Annotated in this window: 19 protein-coding genes; 5 read left to right on the top strand and 14 right to left on the bottom strand. The window is 67.0% G+C overall.

Annotation, left to right across the window (positions count from 1 at the left end):
- Positions 1 to 275 precede the first annotated feature (275 nt).
- Positions 276 to 1,532, top strand: a complete 1,257-nt coding sequence (locus ACK5KK_RS10730) for a sensor histidine kinase (protein ID WP_416890075.1) — start codon at positions 276 to 278, stop codon at positions 1,530 to 1,532.
- Positions 1,529 to 2,224, top strand: a complete 696-nt coding sequence (locus ACK5KK_RS10725) for a response regulator (protein ID WP_416890074.1) — start codon at positions 1,529 to 1,531, stop codon at positions 2,222 to 2,224. The genes ACK5KK_RS10730 and ACK5KK_RS10725 overlap by 4 nt, the downstream gene beginning before the upstream one ends.
- Here ACK5KK_RS10725 and ACK5KK_RS10720 read toward each other — a convergent pair.
- From ACK5KK_RS10720 to ACK5KK_RS10665, 12 genes are all read right to left on the bottom strand, one after another.
- A complete protein-coding gene (locus tag ACK5KK_RS10720; RefSeq protein WP_416890073.1) occupies positions 2,221 to 3,162 on the bottom strand; it encodes a hypothetical protein in 942 nt (313 codons plus the stop codon). The two genes, ACK5KK_RS10725 and ACK5KK_RS10720, sit on opposite strands and share 4 nt — an antisense overlap.
- Positions 3,159 to 4,427, bottom strand: coding sequence for a M16 family metallopeptidase (locus tag ACK5KK_RS10715; protein ID WP_416890072.1), 1,269 nt, complete (start codon positions 4,425 to 4,427; stop codon positions 3,159 to 3,161). Before ACK5KK_RS10715 ends, ACK5KK_RS10720 begins: the two co-directional genes overlap by 4 nt.
- Positions 4,424 to 5,056 (bottom strand): hypothetical protein, encoded by a 633-nt coding sequence (locus tag ACK5KK_RS10710; protein WP_416890071.1) that lies wholly within the window; start codon positions 5,054 to 5,056, stop codon positions 4,424 to 4,426. The genes ACK5KK_RS10715 and ACK5KK_RS10710 overlap by 4 nt, the downstream gene beginning before the upstream one ends.
- A 230-nt stretch (positions 5,057 to 5,286) precedes the next feature.
- Positions 5,287 to 5,922: a flavoprotein gene (locus ACK5KK_RS10705; RefSeq protein ID WP_416890070.1), complete on the bottom strand. Its 636-nt coding sequence runs from the start codon at positions 5,920 to 5,922 to the stop codon at positions 5,287 to 5,289.
- 89 nt (positions 5,923 to 6,011) lie between these two features.
- Entirely contained in the window at positions 6,012 to 6,176 is a 165-nt protein-coding gene (locus tag ACK5KK_RS10700; RefSeq protein ID WP_416890069.1) for an LxmA leader domain family RiPP, read from the bottom strand.
- A gap of 98 nt (positions 6,177 to 6,274) precedes the next feature.
- Positions 6,275 to 6,451: an LxmA leader domain family RiPP gene (locus tag ACK5KK_RS10695; RefSeq protein WP_416890068.1), complete on the bottom strand. Its 177-nt coding sequence runs from the start codon at positions 6,449 to 6,451 to the stop codon at positions 6,275 to 6,277.
- 76 nt (positions 6,452 to 6,527) lie between these two features.
- Entirely contained in the window at positions 6,528 to 7,463 is a 936-nt protein-coding gene (locus ACK5KK_RS10690; protein ID WP_416890067.1) for a T3SS effector HopA1 family protein, read from the bottom strand.
- Positions 7,460 to 8,572 carry a class V lanthionine synthetase subunit LxmK gene (gene lxmK, locus ACK5KK_RS10685; protein ID WP_416890066.1) on the bottom strand — a complete coding sequence of 371 codons (1,113 nt, stop codon included), beginning with the start codon at positions 8,570 to 8,572 and terminating at the stop codon, positions 7,460 to 7,462. Before lxmK ends, ACK5KK_RS10690 begins: the two co-directional genes overlap by 4 nt.
- A gap of 36 nt (positions 8,573 to 8,608) precedes the next feature.
- Complete coding sequence (locus ACK5KK_RS10680; protein ID WP_416890065.1) at positions 8,609 to 8,731, bottom strand: hypothetical protein; 123 nt, start codon at positions 8,729 to 8,731, stop codon at positions 8,609 to 8,611.
- A gap of 60 nt (positions 8,732 to 8,791) precedes the next feature.
- Positions 8,792 to 9,715, bottom strand: coding sequence for an ABC transporter permease (locus ACK5KK_RS10675; protein WP_416890064.1), 924 nt, complete (start codon positions 9,713 to 9,715; stop codon positions 8,792 to 8,794).
- Positions 9,712 to 10,695 (bottom strand): ABC transporter ATP-binding protein, encoded by a 984-nt coding sequence (locus ACK5KK_RS10670; protein WP_416890063.1) that lies wholly within the window; start codon positions 10,693 to 10,695, stop codon positions 9,712 to 9,714. The genes ACK5KK_RS10675 and ACK5KK_RS10670 overlap by 4 nt, the downstream gene beginning before the upstream one ends.
- A gap of 148 nt (positions 10,696 to 10,843) precedes the next feature.
- Positions 10,844 to 11,398: a helix-turn-helix domain-containing protein gene (locus tag ACK5KK_RS10665; RefSeq protein ID WP_416890062.1), complete on the bottom strand. Its 555-nt coding sequence runs from the start codon at positions 11,396 to 11,398 to the stop codon at positions 10,844 to 10,846.
- A gap of 68 nt (positions 11,399 to 11,466) precedes the next feature.
- On the opposite strand from ACK5KK_RS10665, the gene ACK5KK_RS10660 reads away from it, so the two are divergent.
- Positions 11,467 to 13,029 carry an FAD-dependent oxidoreductase gene (locus tag ACK5KK_RS10660; RefSeq protein ID WP_416890061.1) on the top strand — a complete coding sequence of 521 codons (1,563 nt, stop codon included), beginning with the start codon at positions 11,467 to 11,469 and terminating at the stop codon, positions 13,027 to 13,029.
- A 496-nt stretch (positions 13,030 to 13,525) separates the two neighbouring features.
- On the opposite strand, the gene ACK5KK_RS10655 is transcribed toward ACK5KK_RS10660, so the two are convergent.
- Positions 13,526 to 14,011, bottom strand: a complete 486-nt coding sequence (locus ACK5KK_RS10655; RefSeq protein ID WP_416890060.1) for a MarR family winged helix-turn-helix transcriptional regulator — start codon at positions 14,009 to 14,011, stop codon at positions 13,526 to 13,528.
- 103 nt (positions 14,012 to 14,114) lie between these two features.
- Here ACK5KK_RS10655 and ACK5KK_RS10650 point away from each other — a divergent pair, with 103 nt between their 5' ends.
- Together ACK5KK_RS10650 and ACK5KK_RS10645 are read left to right on the top strand one after the other, a co-directional pair.
- Positions 14,115 to 14,480 (top strand): DoxX family protein, encoded by a 366-nt coding sequence (locus ACK5KK_RS10650; protein WP_416890059.1) that lies wholly within the window; start codon positions 14,115 to 14,117, stop codon positions 14,478 to 14,480.
- A gap of 76 nt (positions 14,481 to 14,556) precedes the next feature.
- On the top strand, positions 14,557 to 15,456 hold the full coding sequence (locus ACK5KK_RS10645) for a VOC family protein (RefSeq protein ID WP_416890058.1): 900 nt from the start codon (positions 14,557 to 14,559) through the stop codon (positions 15,454 to 15,456).
- Positions 15,457 to 15,822: 366 nt separating this feature from the next.
- On the opposite strand, the gene ACK5KK_RS10640 is transcribed toward ACK5KK_RS10645, so the two are convergent.
- Complete coding sequence (locus tag ACK5KK_RS10640; RefSeq protein ID WP_416890057.1) at positions 15,823 to 16,416, bottom strand: hypothetical protein; 594 nt, start codon at positions 16,414 to 16,416, stop codon at positions 15,823 to 15,825.
- Positions 16,417 to 16,576 lie beyond the last annotated feature (160 nt).

Below are 16,576 nucleotides of genomic sequence, written 5' to 3'. Positions count from 1 at the left end.
CGAGTGACGCGTCGCCGCGTCGCGCGCATCGGAAACAGGGGCAGCGTGTCCACCACACGCCGTAAGAGTGGCCAGCGCAACGGAAGCGAGCGATTTCATCGGAAGTGATCTGCTTTCGGTCTCGTATCTGTCATCGCCGCTCGGCGACACGTCCAGGTTGGTCGAGCAGACCCCCATGTCCGCTATACGAAAGGCCAGACCAGACGTGCACCAAAGCACAACCGGGTGCACCTCCGCGAGCAGCGCGACGACGCACCCTCGACTACCCTGAGTGCATGGCGCAGGGGACAGCGAGATGGACGGACGGCGTGCGTCCGTTGCCGGGTGGGTGGGTGGTCAAGGTCTTGCTCGTGGTGGTGCCGATTGCGTTCATGGCCAGTGACATTTCACAGGGCGACGTGACGTTGACCGGTCCTCGCGGGTGGTTCGAGCTGATCTTCCCCTACACGCCGGTTTTCGCTCTCCTCGCCGGCGCCGCCGCCGGCGCCGCGACGTGGCTGGTGGTCTTCGCCGTGGTCCTCAGCATGGGCGCCCCACTCCTGCTGGTGTCGGCGACGTGGTTCCCGATGATGATCACCGTCGGCCTGGCGACCTTCGCACTACCGAAGGTCGCCGCCTGGGCCTTCTCCGCGATCGCGCTCGCGCTGGTGCCTCTGATGTGGCTGGTGAACCCGGATGCCGCAACCGCAGTACTCGTGTTCACCATCCTCGGCGTATCCGCGGCGGCGGCGGGCCTGGGAACGAGCACTGTTCTCGCTCGCTCCGAGCGCGACGCTCAGAAGGTCAGGCAACTGCGACAGAAGCAGACGCAGATCCGGAACCAGGAACGAATCCAGCTGGCCCACGAGCTGCATGACATCGTCGCCCACGACATGACGATCATCGCGATGCAGGCCCAGCGTGCCGAAATCGTCAATAATCCCGACACGACCGCACAGATCCTCGAGAGCATCGGCGGTTCCGCCTCCCAGGCGCTCCAAGACCTGCGCAGCCTGGTCACGCTGCTCAAAACCGACGAACAGAACCATCAGCCCGCGGGAGACGGGACCGAGACCCGCGAGCACGCCGCTGACCTGCTGGGTGTGCCGCAGCGGTCGGGCGAGACGATCACGGCTGCGGGGCTGCTCCACGACATCCGCAACGTCGCCGATGCGCTGGAACGGGCCGGCTTCCGACTGCAGCTCGATGTGGAAGGTTCCCTCGCGACCGTGCCCACGAGTGTGAGGCACGTGGTGCGCCGCACGGTTCGGGAGATGGGCACGAACATCCTCAAACACGGCGACATCAACGCCCCGGCACGCCTGAGGCTCGTCATCGCTGACGATCACGTTGCGCTGAGCACCGTCAACGGCACCTCCGCCGCCGCTCCGGTCGCGTCCTCACAGACGGGGCTCGAGGCCATGCGGGCTCGGTGCGAGGTCTTCGGCGGACGGGTGCACACGGAGTCGACGGCGGGCACCTGGTCGACGACGATGACGATCCCTCTCGAAGGACGCAAGACGCCCGAAACAGTACGAGGAGTGCTGAGATGACTCGAGTCCTGCTCGTCGATGACGAGTCGATGACCCGCGAGATTCTGCGGGACTACTTGACAGCAGACCCGTCGCTGGTCGTGGTCGGCGAAGCATCGAACGGGCAGGTCGCGATCCGTCAGACGGAGGCGCTGCAGCCGGATGTGATCCTGATGGACATGCAGATGCCCGTCCTCGACGGCGTCGGTGCCACGGCGCAGATCCACGCCGAGCATCCGGAGGTGAAGATCCTGGGCCTCACGTCGTTCTCCACCGATCGATACGTCGTCGATCTGCTCCGCGCGGGCGCCTCCGGCTACATCGTCAAGGAGACCAAACCCCGAGAGATCATCGCCGCGATCCACACGGTGTTGGCGGGCGAGTCGGTTCTGTCGGCGGAGGTCACCAGGCACGTCGTGAGGGGTCTTGAAGAGTCAGTCCCCGCTTTGGTGACCCCGAGCGCGGAACTGATCGACATCCTCACCGAGAAGGAGCTGGAGGTCATCCGCCTCCTCGCCCGTGGCATGAGCAACCGCGAAATGGCCGGCGAGCTGTTCGTGACCGAATCGACCGTCAAGGCGAGGTTCGTGAAGGTGATGGAAAAGCTCGGCGTCCGTGACCGGGTCCAGATCCTCGTGACCGCCGTCCAGCGCGGCCTCGTCGACCTGAGTTCGACCTCGGAGCCGCACGACCTCGGCGGTCGCCCCTCTTAGAGCATGCTCGGCTGGCCGAGGACGTCGGTGACCGGCCTGAGCAGTCTCGCGAACGCCTCTCTCAGCCGCGGCCGAACGCTCTCGAGCGCCGCATCCGGATCGCGGATCAGCTGGCCTCCCCAGCCCATCACTTCATACTCCGCCATGGCTTGGGCAAGACCACGGGGAGAGCTCCACGGCCGGTTCAAGTTCGCTCGCGCGAACGCAATCAGCTCGGTCGGTTCGGCGATCGCCGCGCGAGCGACATCGGCAGCGTTCTCCGCGAGTTCCTGCAGGGCGAGCACGCTTCCCTCCGCCGGCGTGATGACAGTCCACACGATGACGGGAGAGCCGCCCTCGAGCGTACGGTTGATGGAGACCATCGTGGGGTTTCCCGATGCCTCCAGCTCCGACGGCAGGTTCGGCCCCGGACCCGCCATCAGCGCGCAGAGCGCCACGAACGTGGCCGCGTGGCCGGTGCGCACAGACGGATCGGCACCGGTGATGACGGTCTGTTCGTAGCCTTGCTGTCGTTTCTGGCGCATCGAGGTGGGTGCGGGCTTGTCCATGAAATCCATCGGCGAAAGCTGGGCAGCGATCGCGCCCGTGCTCTCCACAGCGAGCTCGGACCCGGCGACGGAGACCACGGGCGCGGCGAACGCTCCCGGCCGCGCGCAGAGGGCCTCGACAACAGCTGTGCCCCACGAGCGGATGCCCGTCTCGGGGAGGGCGACGACGAGGCAATCGGCGCCCGCACCTTTCGACCAACTGCACTGCACCGGGCGGGACCCCGGTCCCTGCGACCTACCGGCACGCTCAACGGACGACCGCAGCCGCGCAGCGGATGTCTCCGTGCTTGATTGCTCGCAGGTTCGCCAGGCGACGGCGACCGTCGCGAAAGAAGACCGACTGTCGAGCACGGTCAGGTGTGCGGCTGGCGCGGGCACCGGCGGGATCATGAAGACCTTTCTGTCAGGGCTCTGAGGGTGAGGGAGACCGACGGCTGTTCGACCAGCCGAGCACTCGCCGCCGACATCAGTTGCCGCGCATCGCCGGGGACGTCTTGGAGGCTGTTGAGCGCATCGACGAGCGCCGTCGCGAAGTCGATGGTGTCGCGCAGGAGAACGTCGCGCGCAACGGCTCGCACGAGGCGCGCATCGTCAATGGTCAGTTGCTCTGCGCGCGAGGTGGCACGCGCCACGGCGTGACGAACGAGCATGTCGTCGACCGCGGTGACGGCCCGCAGCCTCATCGCCGCGTCCATGCCGAAGGCCGTGTCATCGACGAGCACGAACAGATCGTCTTGCGTCATGTCGCCCGGGCCGAACAGCCCGGCGCTGGCGTCAATGCCTGGTTGCATCGTGAGCGCCTCCGCGACCAGCAGGTCGCCCAGCACCTCGGGCGAAAGAGCGCGCGACGGCGCCGCACGCGTCACCGACAGGCGTCGTGGCCGGTCTCCCTTGGTTTCTTCGACGAGATCGAGCCGCTGCGACACCGGCTGTCCTGGCGGACGGAGCCGCGGGGACCGGGGCACCTCAGCCCGCTCGATCCCGCCCACGGCGTCGGCCAGGTCAGTGACGACCTCCTCCGGCGGTTGACTGGACAAGGCGACGAGGACCGTGTGCTGCGGACGGTAGGTCCTCCCGTGGATCGACCGCAGCACTGCGGGCGTCGCGTGCTCGGTCAGCCCCGTGTCACCACTCCCATCGTGTCCGTTCGCATGGTCCCGCCAGTACCGCCCGGTCAGGTGAGGCCACGGAAGGGTCTGGCCGGGCGCCGAGGCGAGGCGCTGGCGTCGCTCCGTCGCCACGGCCGCAATCTGCTGGTTGATCTGATCCTCCCGGAACATGGGGAAGAAGACCTGGTCGACCAGGCGCCTGGCGACGCTCTGAATGCTCTCGTTGGAGCCCGTCTCATAGAACTCGGTGTAGTCCATGTGCGTATGGCCACCGAGGACGGCACCGGATCGGGCGAGCTGCTGTTGCCGATCTCGGCCAGCGGTGGCCGCACTGTCCTGGTAGACCATGTGCTCGATCAGGTGCATCATGCCCGCCTCAGCGAGATTCTCCTCATCTCGCATGCCCGCCCCGATGGAGAGTGCAACCGTGTGGTTGCGCGCCCGCGGCGCGTGGATCGCTAAGACCCGAGAACCGTTGCGGAGGTCCCGACTCTCGACCTGGTGTCCACGAACATGGAGTGGTGCCACTCGTGATATCGCGCTCATAGGAACTGCCCTCCTCGCCGGCGGGGAGCGGTGCGAAGGTACGTGCCTGCCAGCCGCACGAGCAGGCCCGCCTCGGCGGGGGACGCACCGGCGTAGTGGTGCCAGTCGTACGCATGCTGGATCAGCCGAAAGGCGATGCCGATGTGGATGCGGTCCGGATCCGGCAGTGCGCCGTAGCCTTCCTCGAACCCCTGCCGAAGGCGGACGATGCCCTCGCGGGCCGAGGGATAGAAGTGGAAGATCTCGGCGAGCTCGCCGAGCACCCACGCGGTGTCGTACGACGCATCGGCGACCCCGGCGTCTTCGCCGGTCAGCAACGCCGCCTGCGAGCCGTCTGGCGCGACGGTCCAGTGCGCCATTCCCGGGCTACCGTGCACGACGACCGGTTTGACAGGCCCCCGCACGTCGGCGATCCATCCGCGGAGCGCCGCGTGCCCGTCGTCGCCGATCACCTCGTGGACGCCCGGCCACTGGCCGGTTGCCCATACACACGCTCGAGTCAGCGTCCTCGGGGGGCGGGGATTCGCGGCCACCACCGCGTGGGTGTGCATTGCGCGCAGGGCGCTCCCCCAGAGCCGACCGACACGGGCGACCGCGTCGCCGCCGGCAGAGCGCAGAAGATCGGGCACTGTCGCGGTGGTCGACGTACGATACGTTCGCCGTGTGGCGTCTCCGGTGCCAACCACGATGAGCTCGGCGTGCTGGGACACACCCAGCGGGACCGGCGTGAAGCCACAGGGCGCGTGCGCGCCCAGGGCATGTGTCCAGACCGCGCCCTCGCCGTCGGCAATCACTGTTGTGCGGAGCAAGCCGGTAACACTCTCCCGCACGCGAGCCGGCGTGGTGGTGGTGACCACCATCACGCGCTCCGGGGGGCAGCACGCCGGGCGTCGCGGCTGCGGTGTGCTTCGAGCCTCCTCAAGACCTCCGGCATCGGGGGCGGGATCCACGCGGGTGCGGAGTCGCTCGATTCGCTCGGCCCCGGGGTCGGGTCGATCACGATGAAGTTCTCTGGCTGGCGCAGGAGGCGGAACGTCTCCATGACCACGGCGCGGCCCCATGTCCGCGGCGGCAACGCCGGAGCGATGCAGACCTGCGCGTCGGTGGAGAGTGCCGCGAGCAAAGAAGGGCTGTCGGTGATGCCGTGGGCGAGGCGTGAGACGTAGTCCAGCGTGGCCGGGTACACGAGGATGAGGTCTGCCCATTCGGCGAGCTCGACATGGCTCGCGATGATCTCGTCATCCCACCTGTCGTCTTGTACGTGCGACCGCAGCCGCGATTCGATGTTGTGGCGAGTGGTGAACGTGTAGGCACTTTCGCGCGCGATGACACGAAACTCGGTCTCGGGCGCGGAGACGCGGGCCCACTCGATCCAATACGGCATGACCTGCGTCACCGCCGAGCCGGTCAGGACCAGGACGACGCGGTTGTACCCGAACGCATCGAGTCTCAAGTCGGTGATCGCGGGATTTCTTGCTTTCGAATCCGAATCCATCGGGTGACCTTTCTCCTGGAGGGATGTCTGCGCGGCGGTGACCGAGATGGCGCTGCTCCCAGAACAGCGCCATCTCGGCTTCCGCGGGGTCAGCAGCCGACGGTCAACGTGGCACCGACGAGGACGCCGGCGCAGAAGGGGCTGGTCGCGGGCGCGTCGGTCGCGGCGTCACCGCCGATCTCATCGACGGTCGTGAACGCGGCGTGCCCCTCGGCGAGGTCAGCGAGATCGGCCTTGATGGTGGAATTCGACATGATATTCTTCTTTCGATCTGATGTGTGGTCCGCTGAGCGGAGCCGTGGTCATTGAGGGTTTCTACTGGCGTTGAAGTTCTTGTGCGGTGACGCTGCGATCAGCATCCGGCTCCGAGCGTGGCGCCCACGATGACCCCGACGCAGAAGGGGCTGGTTGCGGGCGCCTCGCTGGAGGCATCGGCGCCGATCTCGTCGGCCGTGGTGAACGTCTCGTGCCCCTCGGCGAGCTGAGCGAGGCTCTGCGCCTGGACGTCGGCGATGTCGATAGCGGTCATGGTGTTTTCCTTTCATTGGTGCCTCGGATGTCGAGGTCTTCTCGGTTTCCCCGGTGGTACCGGGAAATCTGTAAGGCTACCGAGCGAAGTTTCGCCCGGGTGCGTGCGGGTCGATCAACGCCGCGCGGGCGTCTTGTTCCCACGTAGAACTCATGCATTGGCGCTGAGTAGCGGATCGGATCAGTGCTTCCGCAAGCACTCGCGAACGGTGCTGTCCGAAGCTCAGCTGCCGATACGCGGGTCGGGGATCAACCGGCTCGCTCGCGGTGGCGATACCCGGAGCGAGCTCGTGGGTGAACACTGACGAGGGAACCGTCGCCGCAGGCGTGTCCCCCATCGCCCGGGTCGCCGCCTGATGGGCCGCGGCCACATCCTCCTCTGCCACATAGACCACGATCGCATCGGCTCGTGGATACTCGACGCTGCTCGACAAGGCCTTGGCCTGATGGGCGAGGTCTTCCTCGTGGAGCCGGCGCAAGAGCGGACCCCACAGCGCCAGTGCCTGCTCGGCGTCATCTCGTGCGAGGTAGAGCCGGGCGACACGCGCACCAGCGACGGAACGCTGGCCGAGCGCCAAAAGATAGCCGGGCGTCGTGCGCGTGCGCCAGCTGGGGAACCGTGCTCCGACGACCACTCCCCCGTCGTCTCGGACGAGTGCTTCGGTACCCACGATGACCTTCACCCCCTCCACGATGACCGTGCGACGGTGCTTCCCACGTCGCGTCGAGGGTTCGGTTCCGGTGATGGCCTGGACGATCTGCCGATGCGGGACGGCCGCGATCAAGTCTGTCGTGAGATCGTCCCGTGACCGAGTGTGGACCTGGCCCTGGATCTCCGGATGCCGGATGTGAAGATGAGCGTAGATCGCCGCGGCGAGATGCGAACGCAACTCCGCGGGACTGGCAGCTTCGAGGTGATCGCCGTCTACGGTGGCCGAGGTGCCCGAATCGTGGACCGAGACCGGCAGGTCGTCGAGAAAGTCGGTGAACGTTCTCGACGGTGCAGGGATCATGAGGTGAACTCCTCGAAGCCAAGCGCCGCCGCGTAGCGCCCCGGGGTGAGCAGGATCTTGCGGCCGACGCCCGCGGCCGCCCGCTCGATGCCGGGCAGCTTGGCGACGAGCGAGGCGCGAGCGATCGAACGGTCCACGAGGTGCCACCCGAGGTGGGCTGTGGCGCGTACGGCGAGCTCGTCGTCGGCGCGCGCGATCTGTGCCCGATAGGCCGTCCACATCTGCCGGATCTGCGGGGCCAGATGATGCATCCGCTCCGTGATGCGCTCTGTCGCGGCCACCGAGTCGAATTGCAGCGGCGGGGCAGGGGCCCCGGCGCGGCTGGTGACGACGTCGAGCACCGCACGGTAGATCCACTCACCGGCGAGGGTTCCGAGGTCACGAGCGGGGTCTCCGCGCCCGAATTCCTCCCAATCCAGCACGCGAAGCTCCGCATCGCGCAGGTGGAACTGATCGAGGCGGAGGTCGCCGTGGATCGGAGCAGTCTGGTGCTCACTCTCCCAATGACGCAGATCCGCGGCGGCCTGCACCAGCGTGCTGTCTTGTTGCAGTTCTGCCCAGAATCGGATCTCCGCGAGGGTGAATTCGACGTACCGCTCCTGTGGAATGCCCTCTTGGAGCGCGGGCACAGGCGGGCTCGGGTGGTAGGTCCGCGCCAGCGCCTCAACGGGTCCCGAGTGGAGCCGTCCGAGGAGCCGGCCGGTGCCGGCCGAGAAGTGGGCGGGGATCCGCTCGTCGACGAGGAGCTGCGCGAGACTGACGCCCGGGCAGTGCTCGAAGACCAGCAGGTCGCGTTCCCGACAACTCGAGATCAGCCGCGGTCCGGGCGGCGCGTGCAGCGGGTGCTTCAGCGCGAAGGATGCGAAGGCGATCGACCGGTCGAACGCCGCGGGCCCGGCTTTGTCCGGCGAGATCTGCTTCGCGAAGACTCGTTCTCCCGAATCGAGTGCCAGAACCCACGCTCCGTTGCGTCCGATGAAGCCGGGGGAGGTGACCTCGGTGACACGTACGCGCGGGCCGGCCGAGGCGAGCAGGTCCTCGGTCGCATCGACGACGCCACGAAGCACCGGGTCACTGTGCCAGGTGGGGCGGGTTGCCGTGAGCGTCATGATGGGCTCGATTCTCCAGATTGGTGAGCGCGGGATTCAGAAGAACAGCGTGATGGCGACGTAGGCCACGGCGATGCCGAGGGCGAGGTAGGCGACGTTCTTGAGGAGCTTCTTGAGGGTGTTGTTGCTCGTGTCCTGCGAGGGCTGGGAGTTGGTCATGGTGGTGTCCTTTCAGGAGGTGTTGATCGGCTATTCGGGGGAAGGCCGTTCGTCGCGCCGTCAGGCGTGATCGTCGGAGGTCATGGACTGCCGGAACGAGACGCGCGATCCGGTGCGGAGCGCATTGTTGCGATAGATCCGCGTCGTGAGGCGGAACAGCAACGGCACGGTGACGGCTGCGATGATCGCTGCGATCACCATCTCTAGCGTGCTGACGCCGCCGAGAGCGAAGCGCATGGGCATCATGTATGACGAGAACAACGGGAGGAAGGAGAGGACCTGTACCCAGGCGGCGTCGAGATGCATGGGCACCAGATAGAGAGCCACGATGAGCAGACCCATTTGAATGACCGACAACGGCGTTGAGGCCGTTCCGAGGTCCTCCTGGCGCGAGACCGTGGCGGCCAGCAGCGTGCTGAGGGTGGCGAAGATCATGAAACCCTGGAGGAACCAGATCAGGAACCACACCAGGCTCGGGCCGAGCTGCACATCGAGGATGGACCATCCCCCCACGACCGAGAAACCCGCGACGACGGCGCCTCCGATGGCCAGAAGCTGGGTCAGGGTGACCAGCCCGACCCCGATCATCTTCCCCGCCAGGAGCGGTGTGACGCCGATCTTGGTCAGGAGGATCTCGACGATTCGGGAGGATTTCTCTTCCACGACGCCAGAGGACAGACTCTGCGACGAATACACCAGAGCCGCCAGCAGAGCAGTGATCATGGCGGTCGCGAACAGGATCTGGGTGTCGAGGACGAGCACGCCGGTCTCACGATGGGCATCGACGAGGAACCAGCCGCCGATGCCGGCGCCGACGCCAGCGATGACCGCCAGCACCGCGGTCGCGCCGATGATGATGCGGTTGCTGAAGCGGGTCAGGAGCTCGCGCCGGATGATGGTGCTGACGGCACGAGCATCCGCAGAAGTCGCTGAGGCCGTTTCGGTGGCGCGGCGGGAAGCGGCACGCGGTGCGGTGAGAGTCATGGTTTTCCTCCGATGTGTGCGAGCTGACGTGTATCGCCGATGGCGTCCGGGGCGGTCGCGGAGAGGGCTCCGAGCCGCTCGGTGAGGATCTCCGCCAGCGATCGCTGTATCTGTTCGATGGAGCGCAGTCCGCCCCGTCTGAGCGCGGCGCCGAGCACCTGGTCGGGGATGTCGTCGCCATGGCCGTCGACGGTGATCATGATCGATCGGGGCTCGTCCGCCACGGGAGCGGGCACGACGCCGGGGATCAGCGAGAGCTCAGCGGCAAGGATCTCGTCGACATCCCGCGAGAAGGTCAGTCGCCACCGAGACACTGAGTCGTCCTGAAGATCGTCGACGCGGCCGGTGGCGACGACTTCGCCGTGGTCGAGCACACAGACGCGGTCGCAGATGCGCTCAACCAGTTCGAGCTGGTGTGAAGAGAACAAGACGCCGACGCCACGTCGGGCTTGTTCCCGGAGCAATCCGGCCATCGTCTCCACCGCCAGCGGGTCAAGCCCGGAGAACGGCTCATCGAGGACGAGGAGCGCAGGGTTGCCGACCAGCGCGACGCCAAGCTGCACTCGTTGCTGGTTCCCGAGCGAGAGGTCCTGCACCCGAGACCGCTCACGCCCGGCAAGCCCCAGAACTCCGATGAGCTCGCGGGCGACATCACGGGCCTCGGACAGGGAGGACCCCTCCAGCAGGGCGAAGTGAACGAGTTGGTCGTCGACGGTCATCTCCGGGTACAGTCCCCGTTCCTCCGGCATGTAGCCGATGGCACGCCGTGCCTCAACGGTGATCGGCTTCTCGTTCCAGGTGATCTGGCCGCCGGAAGCGGTGAGAAGTCCCAGGATTAGCCGCATCGTCGTCGTCTTGCCCGCGCCGTTCCCGCCGATGAATCCGACGATCTCGCCACGGGCGACGGTGAGATCCACACTGTGCAGAACCTCACGTCCGCCAAAGCTGCGGCTCACGCCGGTGAGCTCAAGACCGAGCATCTTCCCTCCTCAAGGTGGATCGTTTCCTGTTGACACCATCGACGCTACGGACCGGCCGGGAGCACACTGCTGTACTTCGGTACAGGTCTGCGTTGTCCTTACGTTCACACCGCCGTACCGGACCGCGGCAGGTGGGTCGGATGCCGCCTCAGTCGCTCGTGTGCGTGTGCATACGGGCGCCGGCTTCGTTGAAGATGCTGATCACCTGCGCGGGGCGGCCGCCGGCGGCGGACATCGCGTGCGGGATGCGGGTATCGAACTCGGCTGCTTCGCCGCGGCCGAGGGTGAGGTCCTGCTCCCCCAGTCGCAGACGGAGCTTCCCCGTGAGTACGTACAGCCACTCGTAGCCGTCGTGCACGCGCAGTTCTGGAAGTGTGCCGTGCGCCGGATAGGTGATCTTGTAGGTGCTGATCGGTGAGCTCTCCGGCGCGAGCGGGGCGATGATGAGTCCGTCGCGGCGGATGATCGGGCGGCGGACGCGGGGATCTGCCTGCTCGTGGGGCACGAGATCATCGAGCCGGATCCCGAGCCGCCGCGTCAGTGGCAGCAGCAGTTCCAAGCTCGCCTGGCGCTTTCCGGCCTCGAGACGCGACAGCGTGCTCGCCGACACGCCGGCGCTCGCGGCGAGCTGCTCCAACGTCAGCCCTCGATCCTGCCGTACGGCGCGGAGTTTCGCGCCGACCTGTCGCGTGTCATCGAGCATCCCGAGCCTCCTTGCGGAAACTGCACGTCTCCTTGCGTCTAGGTCATTGTGCCGCAGAGGATGGGCGCATGTCACGAGACCTGTGGGATGTCATCGTTGTCGGCGGCGGACCGGCGGGGCTTTCGGCCGCGCTGATGCTCGGGCGCGCACGCCGGCGTGTCCTCGTGATCGACGCGGGCAGCCCCCGCGGACGATTCTCTTCGCATATGCACGGCGTGCTCGGTCAAGAGGGCGTCACCCAGGATGAGTTTCGCGAGCGCGGGCGAGCCGAGGCCGCACACTACGGTGTGGAGTTCGCGGCGGGATCCGTGACACGGGTCGAGGATGCCGACGGTGGGCTGTACGTCCTCACGGCTGATGGCGAGTCGCGCCGCACGCGCGCGCTGATCGCCGCCAGCGGGCTGCGTGACGAACTCGCCGACGTGCCCGGGCTCGCCGAACGGTGGGGCGTCACGGTGCTGCACTGTCCCTATTGTCACGGTTGGGAGGTGCGCGATCGGCATCTGGGTGTGCTCACGACGTCGCCGCTGGGTCTGCACCAGGCCGAGCTCGTGCGTCAGTGGAGTGACCGAGTCACGGTATTCACCGCGGGGCTGGGCGCACTGTCCTCCGAGACCGAGCAGCGGCTGCGTTCCCGCGGCATCCACCTGGAACCCGCGCCGGTCGCCGAGATCCGCGGGGAGGGAACGGCGGTGGCCGCCGTGCGCCTCGTGGACGGACGCGACGTTGCGGTGGATGCCGTGTTCACCCTGGCTGCGCCGCACCCGCACGAGGAGTTTCTGGTGCCGCTGGGCCTTGCGCGCGACGAGGGTCCGTTCGGCTCGTTCCTAGCCGCGGACACGGTGGGCAGGACCAGCGACAAGCGCGTCTGGGCGGTGGGGAATGTCGTTCACCCTCCCGCGAACGTCGCCTTGTCGATCGGTGCGGGCTCCTCCGCCGGAGCCGACGTGAACGCCACCCTGGTCAGCTGGGATTTCGATGCGGCAGTGCAGAATCCGGCTGCGTGGCCGCAGGTGGCGCCGGGAGATTTCTGGGAGAAGAGGTATGCCGAGTCCGACCGGGTCTGGTCGGGCAGGGTCAACCGCGTGCTGGCCGACCTCGCTCCCACTCTGACGACCGGGCGCGCGCTCGACCTGGGTTGCGGAGAGGGCGCCGACGTCGTCTGGCTCGCACAGCAGGGCTGGAGCGCCACCGGCATCGATATCTCACCGACCGCGGTCGCCCGTGCGAGCGCCGCGGCCGAAGCGGCCGGCCTCGACGCCGGGCACGCGCGGTTCCTCGTCGATGACCTCACCGCTCTTCCCGACAAGAACTTCGACCTGGTCACCGCGAGCTTTCTGCACTCCCCGGTCGAGCTCGCGCGCGAGGACATTCTGCGGCGAGCGACGGCGGCCGTGGCACCGGGTGGCCACCTCTTGATCACCTCGCACGCAGACTTTCCCCCGTGGGCCGACGTGCCCGACGACCATCGACACCGCTTCCCCACCCCCGAGGAGCAAGTCGCTCAGCTCGCCCTCGATGAGGCGGGCTGGGAGATCATCCATGCCGAGTCGCGGCCACGGGAAACGACGGCCCCGGATGGCACGCCGGCCACCCTCGACGACGTCGTGGTGCTGGTGCGACGTCGCTGACGCCCGGGTCGGGCCGCCCGGGAGGTTGGCTCGCCCGAGACACATCGCCCTTCTGCCCGAAGTGGCAGGCGGGTGGCGGCCATTCGGCGTAGGCGTCGCACGTCCGATCGATGCGGCAAAGTCCGCGTGTGGCGCCGACTCCCTCCTACCGAAGGTCCGCGCGGCCTTGCGTAAACGAGTCGACGCGACCGTCTGACCCGTCCCGCACCGAACGCGGCGTGAGAACACTCCACTTCGCGCCCGTTCGGCTGCCGCCCTGCTCCTGGAGATACCGTGCTACGACTCCTAGGCCAGGCAACGTACCGCAGATTCTTCGTCGCCTTCACATCCGGGAACTTCGCGGAAGGCCTGACTGCCGTCGCGACTCCCGTTGTCACCCTGGCGATGACTGCGCAGGGGCACGGCGTGCGACACAGTTACCCGATCTACCGCTTCGGCGACGGCCACGACACATTGGATTGCCGAGGGCCCACCGATCGCGAGCGTCACCAGCGGGTCACCCAGGGTGGCGGCCGAGGGATGCCTCGGGATCGAGGCGTTCGTTGATCTTGGTGAGGATATCGGCCAGCGCGGTGAGCTCGCCGGGGTCGAGGGCACCGAGGACGGTGTCGCGGGCAAGCGCGATGTGGGGCGGGGTGGCCTTCAGCCAGGTCTTGCGTCCCTCACGGGTGAGGTGCACGTTGATCGCCCGGCGGTCCCCCGCGCACGCGATCCGTTCCACCAGACCCCGGGCTTCCAGACGAGAGACCCCCTTGGACACGCGCGGGTACGGGGCGGCCAGCGCCGAAACCAGCTCGCCGAGGCGCAGCGTCCGGTCGGTGGCGACGTTCAGCACGGCCAGGATGCCGTACTCGAAGTTGATGACGCCGGCATCCTCGGTGAGCTGTTGATCCAGCGTGGCGGGCAGCAGCTGCGCGATCGAGACAAGCGACATCCAGGCGCGCGCCTGCTCGGGGTTCATCCGTGGCACCGGCAGTGACATGCCTCCACCTTACGGCATTCATTTGCCTAGGGAAATAAATCTGCCATACTATTTGCTTAGGCAAATGAGAGCCTTGTGAACTGCTGAACGAAGGACACCTACCATGCTGATCGCCTACTGGATCGTCGCGGGCCTGCTCGCACTCGTCTTCCTCGCCGCTGGCTTCATGAAAATCGCCCGGTCCCGCACTCAGCTCGCCGCGTCGGGCATGGCGTGGGTCGACGACTTCTCGGACGGGCCCGTCAAGCTCATCGGCACCGCCGAAGTCATCGGCGCGATCGGCCTGATCCTGCCTGCGCTGCTGGGCATCGCCCCCATCTTCAGCCCGATCGCCGCGGCCGCGCTGGCCGTGCTGATGATCGGTGCCGTCGTCGTGCACATCCGCCGCAAGGAATCCTTCGCCCCGGCGCTCGTGCTCGCCGTACTCTCGGCCGCCGCCGCCGTGCTCGGCTTCCTCACCGTCGTCTGATGCCGGCCTGGTCGCCGCACACCCGCTCCGCGGCGCCCGCTCGATGCTCCACCGATCCCCGCGCAAGGAACCCGACATGAGTCCGTCCGAAACCCCCTGGGTCGCCGACCCGAAGCCCCGCGACATCGCCACCTTCGGCGCCGTCGAACTCGACGTAACCAGCCTGTCCCGCTCCGTCGCGTTCTGGACCGATGTCATCGGCCTCACGATCCGGGCCGAGACCGGCGACGGCGCCGAACTCGGCACCGCCGCCCAGACCCTCGTTATCCTCCACGAGGTCGCCCACGCCGGGTTCCAGCAGCGCCACTCCGGCCTCTATCACCTCGCCGTCCACGCCCCCACAGAGCCCGACTTCGCCCGCATCCTGCTGCGCCTGATCCGCGCGAACTGGCCCATCTCGCCCACCGACCACATCATGTCCAAGGCGATCTACCTCCTCGACCCCGACGGCATCACGGTCGAGATCACCCTCGAGACCCCCGAACGCTTCAGCCGGTTCGTGTTCGACGACACCATGCCCTACGCGCTCGACATCAACGGCAACCGCAGCTCCGGCCGCGACCGGCTCGACGTCCGCGCCGTGCTCGAAACCCTCACCGACGACGACACCACCCGCCCCGTCCCCGACGGCACCCGCATCGGCCACGTCCACCTCTACGTCGGAGACCTGCAAGCCGCCTTCGACTACTACAAACTCTTCGGCTTCAATGAAGCCACCTGGGCACCTCGCTTCCACATGGGCGACCTCGGCGGCGGCGGCGCGTTCAACCACCGCATCGCCGTGAACACCTGGCAAGGTATCGGCGCACCCCCATCCCCCGAAGGCACCGCCCGCATGCGCAACTTCACCATCCGCTTCGACACCCACGAACTCCTCGACCACGCCCTCGGCAACCTCGGCCCCCTCACCGAAACCCCCGACGGCTACCTCACCCGCGACCCTTCCGGCAACAGCATCCTGCTGCCCCACGTCTGAGTAACCGAGTCCAGCCACCGACAGCCGCACCCGCGCTGTCACTCTCCGCCCGGGTACAGTCCCCCCACCAGCCGTTTCGGGCCGGAGTCAGAATCTGGGGGTCAGAAGTCCCAGTTCTTGCCCGTTGCTCTACGATCCCCGGAATCATGCGGATACTGCCGCCTCTTCCCTCGCTCGTGCCACCTACGTGCCACTCACGATGAGCAACCCACCAATCAGCCGTAGCAGACCGTCAGTGCTCATATCCATCATAGCTTCGCCCCCTGGAATGCAGGTCTGCGTTCCAGGGGTTGAGCTTGCCGGGGCGATGAGGACGGGGCCTAAGCGCACATGGCGTAGGCCCCGTCCCGATCATGTTGGTGGGAGTTAGAGACTGCGCAGCTCTTCGGCGGTGACTGTGAGCTTGGTGCTGCCGATAGAGGTGTAGCTGTCTCCTTCGGGTGTGAAGTAGCCGGCGTCGCCTCCCAGGATCGAGGCGGCGGAGTCGGGGTAGGTCGCGAGGAAGAGGAGGACGGTGTCGCCCTTCTGGAGCGGCGTCGTACCGTCCACCGTGTATTCGGTTCCCTCGAGCATTCCACCGAGTTGCTTGATCTTGATCAGATCCCCGGTCTTCGCATCTCCGCTGTAGACCGTCTGCACGGTCGCATCAAAGACGGTGATCGGCACGGCCCCCTCGTTCGGATCAGGCGTCTCGTCCGTACCCGCGAGCGGGTTGGTGGCCGGGTCGTCGCCTTCGTAGGTGGGAGTCAGGACGTCGTCTGCGGAATCTCCGATGACGACTTCGACGATGAGGTCAGCTTCGGCGCTGAGTGCCTTGACGCTCTCGTATGCCGGGTAGTCCGGCTCAAGCGACACGTTGGGTGTGGAGCTGCTGCATCCGGCGAGGGCGAGAATCGCGCTGACAGCGATCACGATCCCGGTGAGGCTCTTCTTCATCTTGTTCACGTTCAGGACCTCCATGTCAGTAGAACGAGTTGACATCGTTGATGTCGTAGGTTTGCTGGCGCATAGCCTGAGTTGGTACGGCTAGTCCAGCGACCTGGTACTGGCGTTCCGTGGAGGTGGTACCGGCTCCGGGCTAGGGGGTCCTCGGGAGCCGGCACCGTTGGGTGTTACTCCC

The organism is Microbacterium sp. (genome assembly GCF_047972865.1).
Taxonomy (GTDB): Bacteria; Actinomycetota; Actinomycetes; order Actinomycetales; family Microbacteriaceae; genus Microbacterium.
This window is presented reverse-complemented; position numbering and strand designations above follow the sequence as displayed.